This is a genomic window from Haloterrigena alkaliphila (genome assembly GCF_017352155.2).
GTDB lineage: Archaea > Halobacteriota > Halobacteria > Halobacteriales > Natrialbaceae > Haloterrigena > Haloterrigena alkaliphila.
In genome coordinates, this window is sequence record NZ_CP071462.1 from 2,304,874 (window position 1) to 2,327,751 (window position 22,878).

Annotated in this window: 25 protein-coding genes; 14 read left to right on the forward strand and 11 right to left on the reverse strand. The window is 66.3% G+C overall.

Annotated features, from left to right (window positions below; translation table 11 throughout):
• Positions 1 to 44: 44 nt before the first annotated feature.
• From metG to mfnA, 3 genes are all read right to left on the reverse strand, one after another.
• Positions 45 to 2,159, reverse strand: a complete 2,115-nt coding sequence (gene metG, locus J0X25_RS30075) for a methionine--tRNA ligase (protein ID WP_207287599.1) — start codon at positions 2,157 to 2,159, stop codon at positions 45 to 47.
• A gap of 60 nt (positions 2,160 to 2,219) precedes the next feature.
• Positions 2,220 to 2,588 (reverse strand): hypothetical protein, encoded by a 369-nt coding sequence (locus tag J0X25_RS30080; protein ID WP_207287600.1) that lies wholly within the window; start codon positions 2,586 to 2,588, stop codon positions 2,220 to 2,222.
• A 670-nt stretch (positions 2,589 to 3,258) separates the two neighbouring features.
• The gene (mfnA, locus tag J0X25_RS30085) at positions 3,259 to 4,344 is read right to left on the reverse strand and encodes a tyrosine decarboxylase MfnA (protein WP_207287601.1); all 1,086 of its coding nucleotides are present in this window, start codon (positions 4,342 to 4,344) and stop codon (positions 3,259 to 3,261) included.
• Positions 4,345 to 4,678: 334 nt separating this feature from the next.
• Here mfnA and J0X25_RS30090 point away from each other — a divergent pair, with 334 nt between their 5' ends.
• The 4 genes from J0X25_RS30090 (at position 4,679) to J0X25_RS30110 (ending at position 7,995) form a co-directional block, all read left to right on the forward strand.
• Positions 4,679 to 5,971, forward strand: coding sequence for a glycosyltransferase family 2 protein (locus J0X25_RS30090; protein ID WP_207287602.1), 1,293 nt, complete (start codon positions 4,679 to 4,681; stop codon positions 5,969 to 5,971).
• A 112-nt stretch (positions 5,972 to 6,083) separates the two neighbouring features.
• On the forward strand, positions 6,084 to 6,746 hold the full coding sequence (locus J0X25_RS30095; protein ID WP_207287603.1) for a helix-turn-helix domain-containing protein: 663 nt from the start codon (positions 6,084 to 6,086) through the stop codon (positions 6,744 to 6,746).
• Between the two features lie 549 nt (positions 6,747 to 7,295).
• Positions 7,296 to 7,664 carry a TrmB family transcriptional regulator gene (locus J0X25_RS30105; RefSeq protein WP_207287604.1) on the forward strand — a complete coding sequence of 123 codons (369 nt, stop codon included), beginning with the start codon at positions 7,296 to 7,298 and terminating at the stop codon, positions 7,662 to 7,664.
• Entirely contained in the window at positions 7,654 to 7,995 is a 342-nt protein-coding gene (locus tag J0X25_RS30110) for a type II toxin-antitoxin system PemK/MazF family toxin (RefSeq protein ID WP_207287605.1), read from the forward strand. Before J0X25_RS30105 ends, J0X25_RS30110 begins: the two co-directional genes overlap by 11 nt.
• A 42-nt stretch (positions 7,996 to 8,037) precedes the next feature.
• Here J0X25_RS30110 and ppsA read toward each other — a convergent pair whose 3' ends face one another.
• The 5 genes from ppsA to J0X25_RS30135 form a co-directional block, all read right to left on the reverse strand.
• Entirely contained in the window at positions 8,038 to 10,374 is a 2,337-nt protein-coding gene (gene ppsA / locus J0X25_RS30115) for a phosphoenolpyruvate synthase (RefSeq protein WP_207287606.1), read from the reverse strand.
• A gap of 157 nt (positions 10,375 to 10,531) precedes the next feature.
• The gene (locus J0X25_RS30120; protein WP_207287607.1) at positions 10,532 to 11,323 is read right to left on the reverse strand and encodes a methyltransferase domain-containing protein; all 792 of its coding nucleotides are present in this window, start codon (positions 11,321 to 11,323) and stop codon (positions 10,532 to 10,534) included.
• Between the two features lie 3 nt (positions 11,324 to 11,326).
• Positions 11,327 to 11,713 (reverse strand): nascent polypeptide-associated complex protein, encoded by a 387-nt coding sequence (locus J0X25_RS30125; protein WP_207287608.1) that lies wholly within the window; start codon positions 11,711 to 11,713, stop codon positions 11,327 to 11,329.
• Positions 11,714 to 11,795: 82 nt separating this feature from the next.
• Positions 11,796 to 11,933, reverse strand: a complete 138-nt coding sequence (locus J0X25_RS30130; RefSeq protein ID WP_226776967.1) for a hypothetical protein — start codon at positions 11,931 to 11,933, stop codon at positions 11,796 to 11,798.
• Between the two features lie 84 nt (positions 11,934 to 12,017).
• Positions 12,018 to 12,515: a PUA domain-containing protein gene (locus J0X25_RS30135; protein ID WP_207287609.1), complete on the reverse strand. Its 498-nt coding sequence runs from the start codon at positions 12,513 to 12,515 to the stop codon at positions 12,018 to 12,020.
• 263 nt (positions 12,516 to 12,778) lie between these two features.
• Between J0X25_RS30135 and J0X25_RS30140 the strand changes: the two genes are divergently transcribed.
• A complete protein-coding gene (locus J0X25_RS30140) occupies positions 12,779 to 12,961 on the forward strand; it encodes a hypothetical protein (protein WP_207287610.1) in 183 nt (60 codons plus the stop codon).
• Positions 12,962 to 12,996: 35 nt separating this feature from the next.
• Here the strand turns inward: J0X25_RS30140 and J0X25_RS30145 are convergent, their stop codons facing one another.
• Positions 12,997 to 13,494, reverse strand: coding sequence for a LabA-like NYN domain-containing protein (locus tag J0X25_RS30145; RefSeq protein WP_207287611.1), 498 nt, complete (start codon positions 13,492 to 13,494; stop codon positions 12,997 to 12,999).
• A gap of 71 nt (positions 13,495 to 13,565) precedes the next feature.
• Positions 13,566 to 14,390 carry a M48 family metallopeptidase gene (locus J0X25_RS30150; RefSeq protein WP_207287612.1) on the reverse strand — a complete coding sequence of 275 codons (825 nt, stop codon included), beginning with the start codon at positions 14,388 to 14,390 and terminating at the stop codon, positions 13,566 to 13,568.
• A 389-nt stretch (positions 14,391 to 14,779) separates the two neighbouring features.
• Between J0X25_RS30150 and dapA the strand changes: the two genes are divergently transcribed.
• The 8 genes from dapA (at position 14,780) to J0X25_RS30190 (ending at position 21,588) form a co-directional block, all read left to right on the forward strand.
• Positions 14,780 to 15,724 carry a 4-hydroxy-tetrahydrodipicolinate synthase gene (dapA, locus tag J0X25_RS30155; protein WP_207287613.1) on the forward strand — a complete coding sequence of 315 codons (945 nt, stop codon included), beginning with the start codon at positions 14,780 to 14,782 and terminating at the stop codon, positions 15,722 to 15,724.
• Complete coding sequence (gene dapB, locus J0X25_RS30160; protein WP_207287614.1) at positions 15,721 to 16,488, forward strand: 4-hydroxy-tetrahydrodipicolinate reductase; 768 nt, start codon at positions 15,721 to 15,723, stop codon at positions 16,486 to 16,488. Before dapA ends, dapB begins: the two co-directional genes overlap by 4 nt.
• Complete coding sequence (locus J0X25_RS30165; protein ID WP_207287615.1) at positions 16,485 to 17,321, forward strand: 2,3,4,5-tetrahydropyridine-2,6-dicarboxylate N-succinyltransferase; 837 nt, start codon at positions 16,485 to 16,487, stop codon at positions 17,319 to 17,321. The genes dapB and J0X25_RS30165 overlap by 4 nt, the downstream gene beginning before the upstream one ends.
• A 112-nt stretch (positions 17,322 to 17,433) precedes the next feature.
• A complete protein-coding gene (locus tag J0X25_RS30170) occupies positions 17,434 to 17,685 on the forward strand; it encodes an AbrB/MazE/SpoVT family DNA-binding domain-containing protein (RefSeq protein ID WP_174681104.1) in 252 nt (83 codons plus the stop codon).
• 6 nt (positions 17,686 to 17,691) lie between these two features.
• Positions 17,692 to 18,072 carry a type II toxin-antitoxin system VapC family toxin gene (locus tag J0X25_RS30175; protein WP_207287616.1) on the forward strand — a complete coding sequence of 127 codons (381 nt, stop codon included), beginning with the start codon at positions 17,692 to 17,694 and terminating at the stop codon, positions 18,070 to 18,072.
• Positions 18,073 to 18,123: 51 nt separating this feature from the next.
• On the forward strand, positions 18,124 to 19,566 hold the full coding sequence (lysA, locus tag J0X25_RS30180; protein ID WP_207287617.1) for a diaminopimelate decarboxylase: 1,443 nt from the start codon (positions 18,124 to 18,126) through the stop codon (positions 19,564 to 19,566).
• A 4-nt stretch (positions 19,567 to 19,570) separates the two neighbouring features.
• Positions 19,571 to 20,401 carry a diaminopimelate epimerase gene (dapF, locus tag J0X25_RS30185; RefSeq protein ID WP_207287618.1) on the forward strand — a complete coding sequence of 277 codons (831 nt, stop codon included), beginning with the start codon at positions 19,571 to 19,573 and terminating at the stop codon, positions 20,399 to 20,401.
• Complete coding sequence (locus J0X25_RS30190) at positions 20,398 to 21,588, forward strand: M20 family metallopeptidase (RefSeq protein ID WP_425600915.1); 1,191 nt, start codon at positions 20,398 to 20,400, stop codon at positions 21,586 to 21,588. Before dapF ends, J0X25_RS30190 begins: the two co-directional genes overlap by 4 nt.
• Positions 21,589 to 21,624: 36 nt before the next feature.
• On the opposite strand, the gene J0X25_RS39810 is transcribed toward J0X25_RS30190, so the two are convergent.
• A complete protein-coding gene (locus J0X25_RS39810) occupies positions 21,625 to 21,756 on the reverse strand; it encodes a hypothetical protein (RefSeq protein WP_284145143.1) in 132 nt (43 codons plus the stop codon).
• Positions 21,757 to 21,889: 133 nt separating this feature from the next.
• Between J0X25_RS39810 and J0X25_RS30195 the strand changes: the two genes are divergently transcribed.
• Complete coding sequence (locus tag J0X25_RS30195) at positions 21,890 to 22,804, forward strand: DUF8173 domain-containing protein (RefSeq protein ID WP_207287619.1); 915 nt, start codon at positions 21,890 to 21,892, stop codon at positions 22,802 to 22,804.
• Positions 22,805 to 22,878 lie beyond the last annotated feature (74 nt).

Sequence of the window (22,878 nt, forward strand, 5' to 3'; positions counted from 1 at the left end):
AACGAGACAGGCCAAAACGAGTAACAATCGAGCGGACCGCTCCGTTACCGAATCTTCTCGCCGACCTCGGCGTCGCCGTGGGTCGTCAGCAGGTCGGCCTCCTCGCCCGCGGCGAGGATCATGCCGTTGGACTCGACGCCGAACAGCTCCGCTTTCTCCATGTTCGCCAGCATGACGCACTTCTCGCCGGGGAGTTCCTCGAGGTCGTGGAGCTGCTTGATTCCCGCGACGATCTGCCGGGTCTCGAAGCCGATGTCGACCTCGAGTCGCGCGAGGTCGTCGGCGCCCTCGATGCCTTCTGCCGACTCGATGCGGCCGACGCGGATGTCGAGTTCCTGGAAGTCCTCGAACCCGATTCGCTCCTCGGCTAACGGCTCGAGGTCGTCGGTGTCAGCCATACCGCCGGATTCGTCCGCGGCGGTGTCGTCGCTTTCGGTTTCCGCGTCTGCGGCGGACTCGTCTTCTTCGTCGCCCGCGGCCGCTGCAACGCGTTCCTCGAGTTTCTCGTTCAGTTCTTCGACGCGGTCGTCCTCGATCTTCCCGAAGAGTTCGCCGGGTTCGTCGAAGTTCTGCGGCGGGGCCTCGAGGGCGTCCTCGAGGTGGGCGTCGGCAACCGCACCGTCCTCGCCCAGCTGTTCCCACAGCCGCTGGGCCTTGTCGGGGGCGATCGGCTCGAGGAGGACGCCGACGGCCTTGGCGATCTGGACGCAGTCGCGGATCACCTGCGTCGCCTCCTCGCTCTCGGCGTCGAGCTTCCAGGGCTCGTTGCGCTGGATGTACTCGTTGCCGAACTGGGCCAGTTGCGTGGCGGCCTGCCCGATCCCGCGCAGGTCGTAGTCGTTGACGCTCTCGCGGGTGTCGCCGATGGCGCCCTCGATGCGCTCCCGCACTTCTTCGGAGACGTCCGCATCGGGCGTCCCCTCGTAGTTCCGGTAGGCGAACAGCAGCGAGCGGTACCAGAAGTTGCCGACCGTCCCGACGAGTTCGCCGTTGACCTTCTCCTGGAAGGCGTCCCAGGAGAAGTCGACGTCCTGCTGGAGGCCGCCGGTGGTCGTCAGGTAGTACCGCAGCAGGTCGGGGTGGAACCCCTCCTCGAGGTACTCCTTCGCCCAGATCGCGCGGTTACGACTCGTGGAGAGGCCCTTGCCGTTGATGGTGATGAAGCCGGTCGCGGCGATTCCGCGGGGCTTGTTGTAGCCGGCGCCCTCGAGCATCGCGGGCCAGAAGATGGTGTGGTGCTGGATGATGTCCCGGCCGATGACGTGCATGATCTCGCCGTCGCCCTTCCAGACTTGTTCCCAGTCGAACTCGTCCGTGCCGACGCGCTCGGAGTACTGCTTGGTCGAGGCGATGTACTCGATCGGCGCGTCGACCCAGACGTAGAGGACGAGATCGCTTTCATCCTCTCCGTCAGCAGTCGGGTACTCGATCCCCCAGTCCATGTCCCGCGTGATACACCAGTCCTGCAGGCCGTCTTCAATCCACTGCCGCGGCTGGTTGCGCGCGTTCGAGGTCCCCTCGAGGCCGTCGAGGAACTCGGTGAGGAAGTCGGCGAACTCCGAGACCTCGAAGAACTTGTGGGTGCGCTCGCGGTACTCCGCCGGGTTGCCCGTGATCGTACTGGTCGGGTCCTCGACCTCGCCGGGCTCCAAGTGGCGCTGACAGCCCTCGTCGCACTCGTCGCCGCGGGCCTTCTCGCCGCAGTAGGGACAGGTCCCCTCGACGTAGCGGTCGGGCAGATATTGGTCGGCCTCGGGATCGTAGGCGACCTGAATCTCCTTCTCGTAGATGTAGCCCTCGTCGTCCAACGTCCGGACGATCTCCTGGGTCAGTTCGGTGTTGGTCTCGTCGTGGGTGTGGCCGTAGTTGTCGAACTCGACGTTGAACTGGGGGAACGTCTCCTCGTACTGTTCGTGCCAGTCCAGCGCGAAGTCCTCGGGGTCGACCCCCTCCTGTTCGGCGTTGACGGCCACCGGCGTGCCGTGCATGTCCGACCCGCAGACGTAGGCGGTTTCCTGGCCGAGCGTCTCGAGGGCGCGCGAGAACGCGTCCGCGCCGATGTACCCGCGCAGGTGACCGATGTGGAGGTCACCGTTCGCGTAGGGCAACCCGCAGGTCACGACTGCAGGCTGCGCCGTCGGGAACTCGTCGTTGCTCATACGCACTACGAGTCGGTGCCGGGCGTAAAACCCGCCGGTTTTCGATCGACGGTGGCGTCCTCACCTCGAGTCGCCACAGCCGTCGACCGACTCGTCGCTCGTCGATCCCCGGTCGCGGTTCCAGATCGTCGGTAACCGTCCCGCTCGAGCCCCGAACAGCAGTCCGAGGCCAACCACTAGCAGCGCCAGAAACGCGACGACCCCCGGCGTCCCGGGAACGATGACGACCGCGACGGCCGCGCCGACCCAGGCCAGCCAGGCCAGCGCCTCCCACGGCCGCCCGCCGTGGAGCCGCCAGGTCGACAGCGAGAGCGCGAAGCCGCCGATCACGGTCGCGACGACCACGCCCTCGAGGACCGTCGACGCCGCGACCAGCGCGAGGAAGCCGACGATCGAGACGGCGTCGATCCGATCCAGTGCCAGCGCCATACTCGAATCTTCGGGTGAGAGGGCAAACGGCTACCGATCGCTTGTCGCTCTTGCCAGTGTACGCAGCGCGCTCGAATCTATCAGTAGTTAGTAACGCTGTCAGCACTGTGAAACTGAAGACGATCGATTCAGTAATCACGCGTGCGAACTGAACGGGCCCTCCCATGGTAGCAGAGAAGTATGCGATATCGGTTCGACAGCGTCTCGACTTAGGAGTCAAGCTCCACGTGTAGTATTTCTAAACTGCTCTCGCCACACGGACACTGGTTTAGCAATCCGATGCCGATAAGAAATACCGATCCGTCGCTCCTGGTTTCGACGGTGTGGATTTCACCACAACTACTGCACCGTGCAACGGTCTTCTCAGCCGTAGTGTAGGACATACTACACACAACAGCACGGCCCAAGATGAAGGCGTTTCCAAAAAATATTGGAATAAACTAAGATAAATCAGAGAATATAACTATAATGAATGTACATCCATCCATTTGTAACGATGAGGGTCGAAAAGTAATGAATCCCCAGGCCGCTCCCCACGTTCACTGTACAGCCTGTACGTAACGCGAGTTCCGTGAGAAGCTCCGAATAACGAACCCAGGCTCCTATCGAGTGTTAGAACCCCGCAACAGCGACTCGAGCGAGAGAAACGATCCGTGGACCCGATTCCCGATTAATCGTCGCTCGCGACGGGCACGCTCGCACGCACCTCGAGCCGATCGAGATCCCCGATAAAGGAAGCCAACATCTCCCGCGTCACGTGAGGCATACAGACGATCCGCAACTCCCCCGTGGCGGTCCGCGAGATGCGCCAGCCCTTCGCGCGCAACGCGTCGAAGGTCGAGCGGGGGACGTCGGCCGCGACCAGCGGCAGCGTCGGATCGACGACCTCGTACCCCCGCTTCTCGAGGGCGTCCGCGAGCCACTCGGCGTTGTTCTGCGAGCGGACGTACTGGCGCCTGTAGCCCTCGGGCCACAGCTCCTCCATCGCGGCGACGGCGCTCGCGACGCCCGCGCCGGAGCGGGTTCCGGTCAGCGTCGCCTGCGAGGTCGACTCGAGGTAGGGCGTGTCGACGGCGAGTTCGTCGAGCAACTCCCCGGAGCGGGCCAGCAGCCCGCCCGCGGGGACGGCGGCCTGCCCCATCTTGTGGGGGTCGATCGCCATCGTGTCGACCGGCGCGTGCTCGAAGTTCCACTCGTAGTCCGTGAAGGGGAGGACGAACCCGCCCCACGCGGCGTCGACATGGAGCATGGCGTCGACCGATCGGGCGATCTCGCCGAGTTCCGGAATCGGGTCGACGCGGCCGTACTCGGTGGTTCCCGCGACCCCGCCCACCAGCGCGGTCGACCCATCGACAGAGGCGCGAACCGCCTCGAGGTCGGCCCGGTGGCGGTCGTCCGTCGGGACGATTCGCAACTCGACGCCGAGGATGTCGGCGGCCTTCTGGAAACTGAAGTGGGCCGACTCGGGCATGACCACGTTCGGCGTCCGCGTCTCCGCACGGTTGCGAGCGATCCGGACGGCCTGAATGTTCGCTTCCGTCCCCCCGCTGGCGATGTAGCCGGCCGGGTCCTCGAGGCCCGCGATCGTCCCCAACATCGCGATCGCGTCCTCCTCGAGGGCCGACACCGACGGATACGTCCCCGGGTCCCCGGGATTCGTCGCGAGGAACCGCTCGGCCGCGTCGCGCGCTACCGGGTGTGGCTCCGTACACATCGACGAGAGCACCCGGTCGAACGCTTGCGGCTCGATTTGCATATCACGCACAAGTACGTTCACCGGTTTAGACGTTGCGCTTGGTGGCGATAACTGCATTCGTCACGCTTCTAGCGATTATTCAACCAATTCGCCACAAGTATCGAGAATAGATCGCACGATCAATAGTTTAAATCCCTGGAAGTTGATTATTTGCCGGGAAACCATCACCTCGGAGCAGTCACGGACGTAAAAATAGCGGTGGTTCGAGGGGTACGAGCGCGTTTCCGCCCGAACCCTGCCGCAACCTGTCCGCTCCCAAGCGAGTCAGTCGGCGGTCGGACGAACCAGGGCTCGGCCGCGGAATATATAACCCATTAGTCGAAACCACCCGATAATGATCGGGATCGCGTCTCGAGTCGCCGAGTACGGCGGGACCGTCGCTGGCGTTCTCGCACTGCTCGTCTTCGGGTTTCTCGACGCGAGCGAGGTTCAGTCGTTTACGTTCGACCTGCTGGCCATCACCGTCCGCTTCGCCTTCGTCGAGGCGATGTCGGCCGCGGCCGTCTTCACGGGATTCCTGGCGCTGACTGGCCTGTTGCTGGTCCGCGAGGTCTGGACCTCCCGCGACTCCCGCGAGTCCGTCACCGACGGGCCGAAGCTGACGGCGATCGTGCCCGTCTACCGCGACCACGATGTGATGGACGTCAGCGTCGAGAGCCTCTGTGAGAGCGCTTACGAGAACCTCGAGGTCGCCGTCGTCGCCGAGCTGAACGACGAGGCGACCCTCGAGCGAGCGCGGGAACTCGCGGCCGAACACGACCGCGTGACGTGTTTGATAAACGGCGAGCCCGGATCGAAGGCGGGCGCGATCAACGACGCCGTTCGCGAGAGCGAGAGTGACCACTTCGCCGTCTTCGACGCCGACGAGTGGATCGCCCCCGAGTTCCTGCCGACGGCGATGGGCGAACTGCGCGACGGCGCGGACGTCTTTCAGGGCCGGCGCGTCCCGCGACCCACCGGCGTCGTGGAGACCGTCGCCTACTGCGAGCGGATCGTCTTCCACGCCAGCTACAAGCTGGTCGAACTGGCCGGCTTCACGAACTGCCGCAGCTCCTCGACGGCGTTCACCCGCGAGGCCCTCGAGCGCGTCGACGGCTACGACGACGTGCTCACCGAGGACCTGGACTTCGCCCACGCCTGCTATCGGGAGGGCCTCGAGGTCAGGCAGGCCCGCCAGTGTACCAACACGATGGAGGCCCCACACGCGTGGGGCGACCTCTGGGGCCAGCGCAAGCGCTGGCGCGTCGGACAGGTCGAGGTGCTCCACGCCACCCTCGTCGACCTCCTGCGGGGCCGCGTCGGCTACCGGGGGGCGATCTCGATCGGCCGAATGTGCTCGAGCCTGGGCGGGTGCCTGCTGACCCTCGCGCTGGTCTCGAAGCTCCTCTTCCTGTTCGTCCTCGACGTCGAGTCGGCCATCCTGATCCCGTCGCTCGCGCTGGTGGCCACGGTCGGCCTCGTCGCCGCCCGCGACTACCGCGACGGCCGCATCGACGGCCTCTCGTGGAGCGTCGCCCTCGCGCCGCTTTGCTTCCCCGCGTTCGGGGTGTTGACGCTCCGGTCGTTCCTCGAGTACGGGCTCAGCTGGGACGGGAGCTGGTATCACGTCGAGAAGACCGGCTCGTAGCCGGTCGGGCGAGCGCCGGTCGGGTCGATCGAGCACAGATCGACTCGAGGCAGGGGAGGACCGACCGCAGTGAGTCCCCCGCGTTTATTCGGGCCTGCCGCGTACGGATGGTATGAGTATTATCGCGGAGTTCTCGGTCAAATCCGACGATCTGGCACTGAATCACGCGCTCACGGCGGCGCCGCAGATGGTCGTCGAGATCGAACAGGTCGTGGCGACGATGGAGGATCGGGTGATGCCGTACTTCTGGGTCAGCGGCGGCGATCACGCGGAGTTCGAAGTTGCGTTTCAGGAGGACGAATCGGTGACGGATATCGCCCCGATCGACGAAACCGACGGTGCCAGACTGTACCGGGCCGAGTGGACGGAGAACGTCGAAACGATCGTCTACGCCTACGTCGAACTCGGGGCGTCCATCCTGCAAGCGGTGGGGCGGGCCGACAACTGGGAGTTGCGCATGCGATTCGACGATCGGGACAGCCTCTCGCAGTTCCAGACCTACTGCGAGGACAACGGGATCGTCTTCGAACTCAACCGCATTCAGGAGCAGGAACAGCCGATGACCAGCGCCCAGTACGATCTCACGACGAAGCAACGCGAGACGCTGGTCACCGCGCTCGAGGCGGGCTACTACGAAATCCCACAGGGGATCACGATGAGCGAACTGGCGGACCGACTGGAGATTTCCCAGCAGGCGCTCTCGAAACGGTTTCACGCCGCACACAGGAATCTCATCACGAGTACCCTGACGTTCACCCACCCGGACGACGAGTAGGCCGTCCCCGGATTCCCGTCACCGACGATCGAAGTGGTCCATACAACCCCTCGACTCTTCCACAGGGTTGGCGTTTATTCCTTCGTGGCAGGTAACCGCCAGACGCACGATGCCGACGCGCGCCCGACCGACGGACGGACGAAAGTAGCCGCGCGATGTCGGAATTGCGGCTCGGTCTACTCCGCGTGGGTCTTCGCCGACGACACCGTGCAACCGATCGGTCGAAAGGACGGCTGTCAGTGCGGCACTGCGGAGTTCGAAGCCCTCTCGAACTGATCGCGACGGAACTCGACCGGAGCGTGGTCGTCCGAACCGAGCCCTTAGAATTGACTGGACTCGAGCCGAGCGAGCCGATTACCGAGCGAAAATAGCCGTAATGGCCGCGAGCTAGCGGTCAGCGAACCGAATCGCGCAGCAGTTTCTGTTCGACATGCTTGCCCTCGTGCTGTATATCGCGGACAATGTCAGTTCGATCTAGGACGATGTAGATACAGGACGTACAGGGCTACGGTGGTAACGCTTACTACACTCTGACGACGAATATGAGGTATGTCGATCGATATCGAGACGTTCGAAACGACGCCCGAAGCTGACCTCCGGGAACTGAGTAATCCCGAGAAAGTCCTCCAGTTTCTGCTCGCGAACGACGATAGGGCGTTCAAGGCCACCGAAATTGCCGCCCGAACGGACGTCAACGAGAACTCGATACACACGGTCCTCAGTCGACTCGAGAAGCGGGAGCTGGTTCGTCACAAGGGCGACTACTGGGCGATCGGCGATCAGGATCGAATTCGATCGTTCGACCGGTACCGCCGAGCGACCGAGCGACTAAACGAACGATACGGCGTCGAAAACAAGGACGAATGGCGGGCCCACGCAGCGGAAGACGCGACAACGGCGTCGAACGATGACGAGTGATCTCGAGCGGTGTGACGTCTGCTACGGAGCCGACGCGTTCAAGGGGGCGGACTACTCGCGCCCGTGGGTGATCATCAGCAACGAATCGAGCCCGTTTCAGGGGGAGCAGTATATCGTCCTCGCACTCACGACGCGAACGTGGCACGACGGGTTCGTTCGGATTCCGGACGATGCGTGGATCGTCGGCGGGACACCGAAATCGAGCAGCATCGTCCCGTGGAGCGTCGAAACCATCGACGCCGACGATATCGAGTTCCGACAGGGTCGACTCGAGGCGGACTTCGTCGACGAGACGGTCGCCCAACTGACGGAGTACGTAACGAGACGGTGAACGAGACCGATTGCCGACGAAAAACGGGTCGATCGGCCCGAATTAGCGAACCGAATCGAGCAGCAGTTTCTGTTCGACGCGCTTGACTTCGTGCTGGACGTCGCGGACGGCGTCGATGTTCGCGGAGATCGACGTGACCCCTTCCTTGGCGAGGAACTGGACCATTTCGGGCTTGGAGCCGGCCTGCCCGCAGATACTGGTGTCGACGTCGTGTTCGCGACAGGTTTCGATGACGTCACTGATCAGTTTCAGGATCGCGGGGTGGAGCTCGTCGAACCGATCGGCGACGTGCTCGTTGTTGCGGTCGACCGCGAGCGTGTACTGGGTCAGGTCGTTAGTCCCGAAGGAGGCGAAGTCGATGCCCGCCTCGGCCATCTCCTCGACCGACAGCGCCGAGGCCGGCGTCTCGATCATCGCCCCCCACTTGCGCTTCTCGGGGTCGATGCCGGCCTCCTTCATGAGCGACCTGGCCTGGTAGATGTCCTCGGCGTCGTTGACCAGCGGGAACATGATCTCGACGTTGTCGTACCCCAGTTCGTAGAGCCGACGGAACGCCTCGAGTTCGTGGGCGAAGACGTCCGGCCGATCCAGCGACCGCCGGATGCCCCGGTAGCCGAGCATCGGGTTGTGCTCCTCGGGTTCGTCCTCGCCGCCCTCGAGCTGGCGGAACTCGTCGGTCGGCGCGTCCAGCGTTCGGACGCGGACGGGTCGCGGGTAGAACTCGTCGGCGACGCCGCGAATCCCCTCGACCAGTTCCGTGATGTAGGCGTCCTCGCCGTTCTCCGCGATGAACTTCGCGGGCGTCTGGTTCAGCGAGAGGATCATGTGCTCCATGCGGAGCAGCCCGACGCCGTCGGCGCCGGTTGCGGCGGCGCGTTCGGCAGCCTCCGGAATGGAGACGTTGACCTTCACCTCGGTCGCGGTCATGGGCTTGACCGGCGACTGCGGACGGACCTCCTCGACGGGTTCGGTCTCCTCGTCGGGTTCGACCTCGCTGCCCTCGAGCACGGCGCCCTTGTCGCCGTCGAGCGTGACGATCTGGCCGTCCTCGAGCGTCGTCGTCGCGTTGGTCGTGCCGACGATGGCGGGGACGCCCAGTTCCCGGGAGACGATGGCGGCGTGGCTGGTCATGCCGCCCTCGTCGGTGACGATCCCCGAGGCGCGTTTCATCGCGGGCACCATGTCGGGCATGGTCATCTCCGTAACGATGATGTCGCCCTCGCCGACCTTGTCCAGATCGTCGAGCTTTTTGACGATCCGCGCGGCGCCGCTGACGGTACCCGGACTCGAGCCCAGTCCGTCGACGATGACGCCGCCGGAGGAACTCGAGTCGGCGCCGCCACTACCGCCCTCCGCGGCCTGCACGCCGCCGCTCCCGTCGGTCAGTCCCTTCGAGGCGTCGACGCTACCGGCCGCCTCGGCCGCGTCGGCGCCGCCCTCGTCGATCGTCGTGATCGGTCGGGACTGGAGCATGTAGACGTCGCCGCCGACGATGGCCCACTCGACGTCCTGGGGTTCGCCGTAGTGATCCTCGACGCGCTCGCCGAGGTCCATGAGGGCGTCGATCTCCTCGTCGGAGACGACCCGCTCGTTGCGCTTGTCCTCGGGCACCTCGCGCTCGACGGTCTCGCCGGTCGCCTCGTCCTTCTCGTGCATCACCTTCTTCTCGGCGACGGTGACGTCGACCGATCGCCCGTCGCGCTCGATGACGTAGTTGTCGGGCGAGACGGCACCGGAGACGACGGCCTCCCCCAGTCCCCAGGCGGCTTCGATGATCATCGTCGGGTCGCCGGTCGACGGGTGACTGGTGAACATCACGCCCGACTTCTCGGCGTCGACCATCTGCTGGACGACGACCGCGATGTTCACGGCGGAGTGATCGAACCCCTGCTCCTGGCGGTAGTAGATCGCCCGCTGGGTGAACAGCGACGCCCAGCACTCGCGGACGCGATCGAGGAGCGCCTCCTCGGTCACGTTGAGGAACGTCTCCTGCTGGCCCGCGAAGGACGCGTCGGGCAGGTCCTCCGCCGTCGCCGAGGACCGAACGGCGACGAACGCCTCGCCGTCGCCGACCTCGTGGTAGGACGCGAGGATCTCCTCGCGCAGTTCGTCGGGAAACGGCGTCTCGAGAATGAGTTCCTGCGCGCGGTCGGACGCGTCCGCGAGCGCGGCCGAGTCGTCGACGTCGACGTCGACGACTTCGAACAGTTCTTCGTCGATTTCGGCTTCTTCGATGAACGATCGATAGGTCCCGGCGGTTACGACGAATCCCGGCGGCACGGGCAGCCCAGCACCCGTGAGTTCGCCCAGGGAAGCGCCTTTGCCGCCGACCTTCTCGAGGTCGCCGGCACTGATCTCGTCCAGCCAGAGTACAGCCATTGCTATCTGATTCGACACCCGAACGAATAAAGAAGGTTGCGAACGGTCGCGCGCATTCGCAACTCACAACCGAATGAGTATCTGCGGTAGGTCCCAGTTTACAATCCGGTTGCGCGACCGCACCTGTGAGAGATCAGACAGTTGAAGTCGCCGTCGATCAGACGTTTCGAGCGATCGTCAGATACCCCGTGTGCCCGACCGGCGCGGTCGACGGCCGCGAGCCGCGGTCGTCGAACTGCATCTCCCGCTGGATCGTCTCCCGCGTGCGGACGTTCGACAGGTCCGTTTCGCGGGCCGCCTCGACGACCGCCCGGGTCGACTCGATGAAGGGGCTGTAGACCGCCAGAAAGCCGCCCTCGACCAACAACTCGGGCGCGTGCTCGACGATCGACGCCGCGTCGCCCGTATCGAGCGTCAGCACGTCGAACGACGACGGCTCGAGCGCGTCTACTTCCTCGGTCAGATCGCCCGTCCGAACGTCCACGCTGTCGGCGACGCCGCCGAGTTTCATGTTCTCGCGGGCGACGTCTGCGAACTCCGGATCGCGCTCGTAGGTCACGACCTCGGCGCCGGCCCGGGCCATCGACGCCGCGAGGACGCCCGTCCCGGTACCCGTATCGAGCACGCGGTCACCCGTCGCGACGCCCGTTTCACCGATGACGAGTCCGATATCGCGGGGGACCATCGGCGCCCCCGTCCGCTCGAACTGGTGAAAGAGGTCCGGCCCGCGCAGCCTGCGCACCTGAAACGCCTCGCCCAGATGGGTCTCGACGGTGTCGCCCGGTTGCACGTCTTCGGGCACCTCGAGGACGCCGAGGTCGGTCCCCTGTTCACCGCCCGGTTGGACGAGGAACTCGCGGTCGCCTCTGACCAGCAAGACGGGAACGCGGTCCTCGTCGGTCACGCCCTCGCCGCCGGTTCCGGTCTCGGAATCGCGTTCGTCGCGCACGCGTTACTCGAGTCGCTCGACCGCCGCGGCGAGGTCGCCGTCGGCGTCCTCGAGGGCGTCGCGGGCCTCGTCCTCGCTCACGCCGGCGCGGGTAGCGACGAGTTCGACGTCCTCGTCGGGAATCTCGGTGCCGGCACTCTCGTCGGCACCGGCGTCGGCGCCGCCCGCGGCGCCGGACTCGACCTGTTCGGGCGAGCCGATGACCTGGTAGGTCTCCTGACCGCGGGCGTCCATCTTGGTGACCTCGGCGTCGTTGAAGACGAGGTCGTACTCCTCGGTGCGGATGATGACCTCTTCGGCGTCGATGTCCTCGACGTCGATCCCCATCTGCTGCATCATCTGTTCCATCTTGCGCGGGTTCAGTCCGCCGCCGCCTCCTCCTCCGAACATACCCGACACCTCGGCACGGGCGACCTTTTACCCTGCGGTCTGCCGTGCCGTTCTCGAGAAGCGCAGTTGAACACCGTTACAGCTACGACATCGCCGCAATATCCTCGCACATCCCGCCACGCAACTCCTCACGCACGCGGGTCATCCCCGCTGCTGTTTCGGCACCACTGGTCGAGAGGGCGCCGAATCCGGCCCATTTGTCTCGATCAGAATCGACCATCGACGGACCAGTACGTTCGTCATCTCAAACAGCCTTGCGGTGGTCATTCGAAGCGACGACTCGACCATATCCGATAATTCGTCCCTACGAATTCTCTGCAGACGCGCCCTCGCGAACGCTCACCGCCATCCCGGTCTCGAAGTCCGCGATGGCGTCGGCCGCGAGTTCCGCCGTGCCGACCGCGATCAACTCGCCGCGCTCGTGGACCACCAGTACCTCGTCGCCCGGCCGGATCTCGGGGCCCGTCTCGAGGACGAACTTCGTGAAGACGTTCTTCTCGTCGCGGACGAACGGTTCGCTCTCGTCGTCGACGACGACCCTGTACGCGGGGTGCTCGAGGGCTTCGTGGAGCCGTCGACCGCCCTCGAGACCCAGCGTGAAGCGGCCGTCGGTCCCGAAGGAGACGATCCGGCCCGCGTCGGCGTGGATCTGGCGCGGACGACCCGAGGACGTGCGGTTGATCGTCAGCGATTCGGCGGGCGGGAAGAGCGCCTTCCCCGCACCGGCGCCGAACTGGTAGTCCGCGATGGTCCGGAGCTGGGGAAGTCCCGCGTGTCCGCCGGCGGCTGCTGCATCACTCATTGGTTCGACCTCGGGGGCCACGGTCGAAAGCCCTTCGACCTCGAGGTGCGGTGGCGGCGAATTCACCAGACAAGACGCGAGAAAACGAGGGAAGGCGCGACGAGACGTACGGGAACGCGAGGAGACGCGACGAGTTCCGACGAATCGCGACGAGACGATCCGACGACCGCGCCTCGAGCGAGGCCCCGCGGGAACGACGAGAGCCGCGGCTGCCGACGGGATAGCGAATGTTATAATACGTGAATCTGTACTACGGACATTCAATGGACGTTACGCAAATCGGGCTCGGGGTCGCCCTGCTCGCGCTCGGCACCCTGACGCTGGCCGGACCCGCGTCGCTCGTCTCGGGGCCGATCACCTATCTCCTGACGGCCGCGACGCTGCTGGTCACGGGCTACGCGCTGTTGATCGGCCTCTGGCGGAGCGAGTACCCCCGCCGGTTCTGATCCCGTCGGACGGGCCCGACTCGAGCAGGACCGACTTACAGCAGGAACGTCTCGTGGCGCTCGCCCAGATCGAGGAAGGAGTCGGCTTCCTCGATGAGTTCCTCGGCGGTCGACGACTCGAACGCCATCACCTCGACGCGGACGCCCTCGTGGCGCAGGTGCGAGCAGAGCCGCGAGAAGTCGCCGTCACCCGTACAGAGCACGAGCGTATCGATGTGGTTCGCGAGCGTCACCGCGTCGAGGCTCATGCCGACGTCCCAGTCGGCCTTCTTGGAGCCGTCGGAGAACGTCTTGATGTCCTTGATCTTGGGCTCGAAGCCGATGTCGACCAGCGCCTCGAAGAAGCTCTCCTCCTCGGGCGAGTCCGCGCGGATCACGTACGCGATCGCGCGAGTCAACTGGCGGCCTTGGACGGCCTTCTCGAGCAGCGACGAGTAGTCGATGTTGCGGCTGTGCAGACTCTGTGCGGTGTGATAGAGGTTCTGTGCGTCGACGAGAACGGCGACGCGCTGACCGGGATGAATCTCCGTCATATGCTACGTTGTATCGGCTACCGTTAAAAAGACGGGTCGTTCGAACGATGATCTCACGGCCCGGAGCGTCGTTAGCTGCGGAGCCTCTGGATGCGCTTTTCCGTCGGCGGGTGGGTCGCGAACAGCTTCGCCAGCAGGCTCTTGTCGGCGTTGAAGATACACAGCGCGCTCACGCTGTCGTCGACGGTCGACTCCCGCCCCTGTGCGCCCTTGGAAATCTTCTCGAGCGCGCGGGCGAGCGGGTCGCCGCTGCCGATGTACTGGCGGGCGTCCTCGTCGGCGACGTACTCGCGGTACCGCGAGATCGCCAGGACGAAGACCATCACGAGCATCTGGGCGAGGTTCGAGATGAGCAGGCCGACGAAGATGCTCCCGATGTTGCGCTCCCCGCCCATCATGTAGACCATGTAGGCGACCCAGCCGACCATCATCCCGATCGACTGGCCGACGACCATCGTGACGACGTCGCGGTTCTTGAGGTGGGCGAGTTCGTGGGCGATCACGCCCTCGAGTTCGTCGCGCTGGAGGAGGCGAACGAGTTCCGTCGAGACGACGACGACGCCGTTGCCCCTCCGACCGGTCGCGAAGGCGTTAGGGACGCCCATCTCCATGACCATCAGTTTGGGCTTGTCGATGCCCATGTCCCGACAGAGGGACTCGGTCATTCCGTGAATGTCCGCGTACTGGCCCTCCTCGGGCATGGGTTCAGCACGTCTAGTCGCGGACCAGACGCCGATCTTGTACTGGATCACGGGGAGAACGAGCAGGCCGAGCAGGACGAACGGCCACGCGCCGACGCCGAACATCGCCAGTCCGAACGCGCCGACGAGCATGTAGAACGCGAACAGGATCGAGCCGACGATCGCCATCCGCACTTTCAGTCCAAAGTCTGTCATAGGTGGGAGTACGGGCCGCCGTAGGTATAAATTTCGCGGAGTTTCATGGGATGGAACCACACGGAGATCGCGATCGAGCGGCCGTGAACGCCGGGAACGGTCGACGGAAGACACAACGTACAAGTTAGTTCGGGTCGCTGTACCGAACATGCGTCGCGTCGCTCACCGAACCGTCGGCCCCGTCGTGAGCGGCGTCTCCCCTCGTTTTCCGAAACGTAAACGCGCGTGAGAGCGCTCGTCGCGGGAGTAGCGACCCCGTTTCGGGCGCGGTTTCGGACCGCACGCGAGCAGCGCCGACCGAACACGGCTCCGACCGATCGACGCGCGAGACACCGCGCGACGTCGAGCGACCGACCCGCGACACGCGACACGACATCCACCGATCCACAATGACAGACATCGACCTTTCGGGCGTCTTCCCGGCAATGTGTACGCCCTTCGACGAGGACGAACGCATCGACTTCGAAACGCTCCAGACCGACGCGCAGCGCCTCGAGACCGCGGGCGTCGACGGCCTCGTTCCCGTGGGCTCGACGGGCGAGTCGGCGACGCTGACCCACGACGAACACGTGCAGGTCGTCGAGGCGGTCATCGAGGCCGTCGACGACGTGCCCGTCATCGCGGGCACCGGTTCGAACAACACCCGCGAGGCGCTGGAACTCTCCGAACGCGCCGCCGACGCGGGCGCGGACGGTCTCCTGCTCATCTCGCCGTACTACAACAAGCCCGAACAGCGCGGGCTGGTCGAACACTTCCGGACCATCGCTGACGCCGTCGACCTGCCCCAGATCGTCTACAACGTTCCCTCGCGGACGGGCCGCAATATCGAGCCCGACACCGCGGTCGAACTCGCGAGCCACGAGAACGTCGCGGGCTACAAGGCCGCCAGCGGCGACCTCGGCCAAATCGGCGAGATCGCCGAGCGAACGGCCGACGAGGAGTTCGCCGTCCTCTCGGGTGACGACGCGCTCACGGTGCCGACCATCTCCGTCGGCGGAACCGGCACCATCAGCGTCGCCGCGAACGTCGAACCCGAGCGAACCTGCGCGATGGTCGGCGCCGCGCTCGAGGGCGACTACGCGCGGGCGCGAGAACTGCACCGCGAACTCGGGCCGCTGTTCCGCGAGCTGTTCGTCGAGACCAACCCGATCCCGGTCAAGGAGGCCATGCAGATCCGCGGCTACGGCCCCGCCCGCCTGCGCTCGCCGCTCTCCCGACTGGCCGACGAGTACCGGGAGGATCTCGAGGCCGTCCTGGCCGACCTCGAGGGCGAGTCGGCGGTCGACGGCGTCGACGCGAGCGACGACGGCGCGGCGGTGGAGAGCGATCGATGACGGTCAGGATCGGCGTCACCGGCGCCACGGGCCGGATGGGCCGGGAAGTGATCGCCGCCGTCGCCGACCGCGAGGACTGCGAGGTCGTCTTCGCGGTCAACCGGGATCCGGACGACGAGACGATCGCCGGCAACGAGATCGAATCCGCCGAGGAGTTCGACTCGCTGGTCGTCGACCGCGAGCCCACCGTCGTCGTCGACTTCACCGGCCCCGAATCGGCCGTCGACTACGCCGACGCGTGCGCCGACTCCAACGTCGCCTTCGTCACCGGAACCACCGGCTTCGACGACGATCAACTCGAGGCGCTCGAGGCGGCCGGCGACGACGTCGCCGTGCTCCACGCGCCGAACTTCGCCCGCGGGGTCCAGGCCCTGCTGAACGTCGTCGGCGAGGCGGTCCAGAACCTGCCGGGCTACGACGTCGAACTCGTCGAGACCCACCACAACGGAAAGCGCGACGCGCCCAGCGGGACCGCGAACCGCCTGCTCGAGGAGATCGAAGCCAACGGGGAGTTCTCCGAGCGCACGCACGGCCGCGAGGGCGAGGCCCCCCGCGAGGAGGCCGAGATCGGCGTCCACGCGCTGCGTGCGGGGAACATTACGGGCGAACACGAGATCGTTCTGGCGGATAACCACGAGGAGGTCCGACTCACCCACCGCGCCGAGGACCGCGGGGTCTTCGCCGCGGGCGCGGTCGACGCGGCGGTCTGGATCGCTGGACAGAAGGCGGGCCGATACGACTTCGCGGACGTGATCAGCGAATGAGCGCACTCGAGAGCGAAATTTCGGAGCTGTGGACGCAGTACCAGAACGACGACGTGAGCGCCGACACCGCCGTCGAGGACGAGTACGCGACGCTCGAGGCCTTCCTCGAGGCCCTCGCGGACGGCGAGGTCCGCGCCGCCGAGAAGCAGGGTGACTCGTGGGAGGCCAACGAGTGGGTCAAGCAGGGCATCCTGCTCAACTTCGGCCTCCGCTCGATCCAGCGGTACGAACACGGCGGCACCACGTACAACGACGTGCTGCCGCTGGCCGACTCGAGCGCGTACGGCGACCGCGGGAGCCGGAATACGCCCGACGGCACGGTCGTCCGGAAGGGCGCCCACATCGGCTCGGACTGCATCCTGATGAGCCCGGCGTTCGTCAACATCGGCGCCCACGTCGGCGACGGCACCCTCGTCGACTCCTGTGACACGGTCGGCTCCTGCGCGCAGATCGGCTCGAACGTCAAGCTCGGCGCCAACACGTTAATCGGCGGCGTGCTCGAGCCGGTCGAGAACGCGCCGGTCATCGTCGAAGATAACGTCTCGCTCGGCGCCGGCTGCCGCGTGACCTCGGGCTTCGTCGTCGGCGAGAACAGCGTCGTCGGCGAGAATACCCTGCTCACGCCGCGCATCCCGGTCTACGACCTCGTCGAGGAGGAGGTCGTCTACGGCGAACTGCCCGCCGACCGCCGCGCGTTCACGCGGTTCGTCGAGTCCTCGATCAGCGACCACGACCTCTTCGAGGGCGGCGCCTACAAGCCCGCCGTGGTGGCGACCGATCTGGAGACGGAGACGCTCGAGGCGACGGAACGCGAGGACGCGCTTCGGGAATAGACGGACTGCAAACGGAGGTATCGAGCCAATCGATTCGATCGCAATCGAGTTGGGGAAGTCAGCTACTTTCGTGGGAGGTTTTTTGATCGTTCCCGCATTAGTAGTAGCTGTAATGAGTAAACGGGCCGAGGCTGACGACCGAGGGCGAATCGTCATCCCTCACGAAATCCGTGAGAAACACGGCGACCGGTACCGGGTCGTCGAACTCGACGATCGGGTCGAACTGATCCCGCTGAAAGACGACCCGATCGAGGGCCTCCGCGATGCCGTCGGTGACGCATTCGACGACAAATCGATCGACGAGATCAAGCGAGAGGCGCGCGAGGCCGCTCGAGAAGATGCGATAGACGACGTGAGTGAGTAGCGTTCGATGATCTACGCCGATACGGACTTCTTCATCGCGCTAGTGAAAGACGACGACTGGCTTCAGGATCGGGCGGCCAAGATCGCACTCGAAAACGAGGGGGAGATCTACACCTCACGCGCGACGCTGCTCGAACTGCTCATGATTTCTGACCGGTTCGAGTTCGATCGGATGGAGGCACTTACCTACGCGCTCGAGATCGCGATGGTCCCTGAAGACGAAGACGTTCTGTTTCAGGCGGCGGACTACATGGAACAAGACGGACTCACTCCGTTCGATGCCTATCACGTCGCCTACGCGGACGAAGATCCGCTCGTCTCGTCGGACAAATCGTTCGACGAGGTAACGGACGACCGGATCGCAATAGAGGAACGGGAACCCGAGTAGTCGAGAGCGAGACCCAAACGCTTGAATCCTCGCGGTTACTTTGACGCGATAATGACTAAACTCACGGAATCGCCGGCGGTCCGCCGGCTCGCCGACTGGGACGCGGCACGCCTCGAGTCCCTCGTCGGCGACTACGGCTCGCCGCTGTACGTGCTCGATCTCGAGCGCGTGCGCGAGAACTACCGTCGCCTCGCGGCGGCGTTTCCGGACGCCGAGATCATGTACGCGGTGAAGGCTAACGCGCTGGGGGACGTTCTCGAGACGCTCCACGAGGAGGGGGCGGGCCTCGAGTGCGCCTCCGCCGGAGAGGTCAAACGGGCGCTCGCGGCCGCCGACTCGAGCGACGGGAGCGACGCATCCGGAGCAGATGTCCACTACACGGCCGTCAACCCGCCCGCGCGGGATCTGGACTGGGTCGTCAATGCGTGGGAGGAGTATCCAGAGCTGACGATCACCGTTGGGGCCGAGGACACCATCGACCGCCTCGAGGAGCGGGGCTACGACGGGCGGCTCTGTCTCCGCGTGAATCCGGGCATCGACGCCGGCCACCACGAGAAGGTCAAGACCGGCGCCGCGGCGAAGTTCGGCGTCCCGATCGAGCGCGCCGTCGACGTCCTCGTCGACGCGGCCGAGCGCGGCTTCGACGTCGTCGGGATCCACGCCCACGTCGGGTCGGGCGTCTCGAGCGACCAACTGGACGACCACCGGGCGTTCGTCGAACGGATGGGCGACCTCGCGCGTGAGGTGAACGAGACCCTGGACGGCGACGGCCTCGAGTTCGTCGATGTCGGCGGCGGCTTCGGGGTACCCTACCGCGACGACGAGGAACCGCTGGACCTCGAGGCGGTCGCCGCGGCGACCCGCGAGGCGCTGGGCGACGTCGACGCGCGGCTGACGATCGAACCCGGCCGCTACTTCGTCGCCGACGCGGGCGTCCTCCTGACCGAAGTGAACACGGTCAAGGAGGCCCGCGACACCCTCGCCGTCGGGGTCGACGCCGGGATGACCACCCTGCTCCGGCCCGCGATGTACGACGCCTCCCACCCGATTCGGAACCTGACGGCCGACCTCGAGGGCGGGTCCGATTCCGACTCGAGCGACGGCAGCGCCGACTCGAGCGACGAGGGTGGCGAAACCACCGATACCGGCCGCGAAATCGTCCCGCAGACGATCGCCGGGCCCATCTGCGAGAGCGGCGACGTTTTCTGTACCGACCGCCAACTCCCGGCCAGCAGACGCACGGACGCCCTCGCGATCGGTAACGCCGGGGCCTACGGCTACGAGATGGCCAACCAGTACAACTCCCGGCCCCGACCCGCGTCGGTCGTCGTCGACGGCGACGCAGTCCGACTCGCCCGGCGGCGCGAGACGTTCGACGACGTGATCCGGCCGGAGACGAACGCGGCGAATCCGACGAACGCGGCGAATCCGACGAACGCGAACCCAAACGTAGATGCGGACCGAGAAACAGATAACGACTACGACACACGATAGCACGATGAGCGTCCCATTCCAGAAGTACCACGGCACCGGCAACGACTTTCTGATCATCCACGCGGACGAGTACGTCCCCGACCGGGGCGCGCTCGCCGAACGCGAGTGCGACCGCGACGACGGCGTCGGTGCCGACGGCATCCTCTATCTCGCTCTCGAGGAACGGTTCCGGCCCCCGCGGGTCATCATGACGCTGGTCCAGCCCGACGGCGGGACCGCGCCGATGTGCGGCAACGGCGCGCGCTGTGCGGCCGACTGGGCCATGGAGCGCACGGGCGCCGACAGCGTCATGATCGACACGCAGGCGGGTACCCTGCGCGCGGACCGAACCGACGACGGCATCGTCATCGAGATGGGGACGCCGACGTTCGACCCCGACGAAATCCCCGTCAGGGCCGACGATCAGGTCTTCGAGGAGGAGATCGAGGGGCTCGAGGTGACGATGGTCAACACCGGCGTCCCCCACGCCGTGGCGTTCGTCGACGACGTCGACGACGTCGACCTCGAGCGGGTCGCGCCGCCGGTGCGCTACGCCGATGCGTTCCCCGTCGGGACGAACGTCACGATCGCCAGCCCCGACGGGTCGGGCGGCTTCGACCAGCGGTCCTACGAGCGCGGCGTCGAGGCCGAGACCGACTCGTGTGGCACCGGCGCGGTCGCCATCGCGGTCGTCGCGCGGCGCCTCGGCCTCACCGACGCGGATCCGGTCGAGGTCCACCCGCCGGGCGGGGACCTGCGGGTGAGTTTCAACGAGCACGGGAACGCGACGCTCGAGGGCCCCGTCGAACACGAGTTCGACGGTGAAGTGGCCGTCCGGTCGCCGACCGAACTGTGAGCGGGGACGACGGCGCGACGAGCGGCGACGCGACGAACGCGGGCGACCTGAACCGCGGTCGCGAGGCCGCCTTCGACCCGCTCGACTTCCTCGAGACGGCCGTCCAGCACCCCTCTCACGAGGACGTCGAGCCGATGCGGGCGTTCCTCTGCGAGACGCTCGAGGACCACGGCGACGATCCCCGCGTCGCCGACGGCGGGAACGTGCTGGCGACGCGCGGGCCGAGCGACGCCGAGACGCACCTCGTTTTGAATACGCACATCGATACCGTCTCGCCGCACGTCCCGTTCGAGCGCGATGAAACGGCCCCCGAGGCCGGCGAAGGCGCGGTGATTCGCGGCCGAGGCTCCTGTGACGCGAAGGGACCGCTGGCCGCGCTGCTCGCAGCGTTCTTCGCAGTAGACCCTGCAGAGGGGCGCGTTACGCTGGCGATCACGCCCGACGAGGAGGTGCTCTCGACGGGCGCCTACGAACTGGTGTCGAGTGAGGAGTCGCCCACTCGAGACGCCGACGCCGTAATCGTCGGCGAACCCACGAACCTCGACGTCTGTACGGCCGCGAAGGGGCGCTTTCAGGGGACCGTCCACCTGACCGGTGCGAACGCCCACGCGGCGGAACCCCAGACGGGGATCAACGCGGTCGCAGCGCTCGAGTCCGTCCTCGAAGCGATTCGCACGTTCGACGAGCGGGCGGACGCGCCGCCGACGCACCCGCAACTCGGCGGCGCAACACTCACCCCGACTGTCGTCGAGGGCGGCGACGCGACCAATCAGGTGCCGGCCGACTGCGCGCTGACGGTCGACCGCCGGAGCGTCCCGCCCGAGACGGCCGAGGAGTTCCACGACGCGCTGATTGACCAGCTCCGCACTGGGGTCCCCGACGACGTCGGCGTCGAATTCCGCTTTACCGACCGGCCGACGCCGTTCCTCGAGGCCTGGGAGACCGACCCCGACGAACGGATCGTCGAGGTTCTCGCAAACGCTTCCGGCGGCGACGTCCGCCCCTTCACCGCCGCGACGGAGGCCTCGTACTTCGCCGCGGAGGCACCGACCGTCGTCTTCGGTCCCGGCGTCCTCGCGGACGACGAGGGCGCGGTCGCCCACGCCCCGCGGGAGTACGTCCGGGTCGACGCCGTCCGGGCGGCGGCGCGGGCGCTCGAGGAGACGGTTCGAACGCTCGTCGGCTAGGCCGTTTCGGTCTCGACCAGAGCGTCGGTGAGCCGATCACCATCTCGTCCAGATGTAGAACAGCGCGAGCAGACCGCCGACCACGATGACGACCAGCGCGATCGTGGCGATCTCCGGGAAGAGGGAGAGCCCCGGGAAGAGAGCGGGTTCGGCAACGAGGGATTCCATCATCGCGTTTGACAGACGCTCCGTTGGACACGTCGTCCCAAAACGGTGTTGGTCCGCACCCGGGCCGCGTGCGAGCGATCCGCACCCGATCGCACGTTTTTTATCGGTACTGGCGTACCTACCTGTCACGCACGTGTTTCCTCCGCCCGCCGACGCTGCGGTGACGATCGGACTCCGGACGCTCGCCGCGGCCGTCTCGAGCGCCGCCACGCCCCTCGCGAGCGTCGCCGACGGCAGTTTCCGGCCGCTGTGGGTCGCCGTCGGCGCGCTGCTCGTCACGGTCGGGGTCGGTGCCGTCCTGATCGCTGGCTTCCCGACGGCCACGCGCCGAGTCAGCGGCGACGCGGTCGAGCGACCGGATCTCTCCTTCGCGGCCGGATTCGTCGTCCTCTTCGGCCTGCTCGTCGCGGTCGCGCTGCCGATGACCGGCGCCACGTACCTCGGGATTTCGGCGCTCGACCCGCTCGCCGGGATCGTCTCCCTGCCGGGACTGCTCGGCTGGGCGGCCCTGCTCCTCGTCGGCGGGACGCTCGGCGCCATCGTCCTCGGCGATCGAATCGCCGTCCGACTCGGCGACGACTCGCCGTCGCTTCGCCGCGCGCTCGCCATCGGTGCCGTCGTGGTCTGTGCGAGCCTCCTCGTCCCGGTCTTCGGCGCGCTCCTGGCGATGGGGCTGGCGACCGTCGCCATCGGGGCCGACGCGCGACGGCGCTTCGACCTCGAGCGGTGGCTCGGAATCGACGACGAAGGGAACCGTGAACCGACTGCGACCGCCGCTGCGGGATCGACCGTCGACTGGGATGCCCGTCGCTCGAGCGAGACCGCGGTCTGGAAAACGAACGAGGATCGGCCGTCCGCGACCGCAAGCGAGCGGGACGCGAATGCTACGGCGGAAGTGATCGATCGAACCGAGTCCGACGTCGACGGGCCGCGCAAAGGCGACCGCCGGGCGGACGAGGCGTGGACGGTCGACGACTGGGAGTGGGACATCGGAACGGACGCCGACCGCGAGGACGAGACGGAACCGGAGCCGGCCGACGACTCGTGATGCCGGGGTCGGTGTCGCGGTCGGGCGTCGTCGCCGTCCTCCTCGCGGTCGTACGCTATCGCCGGCCCTATCCT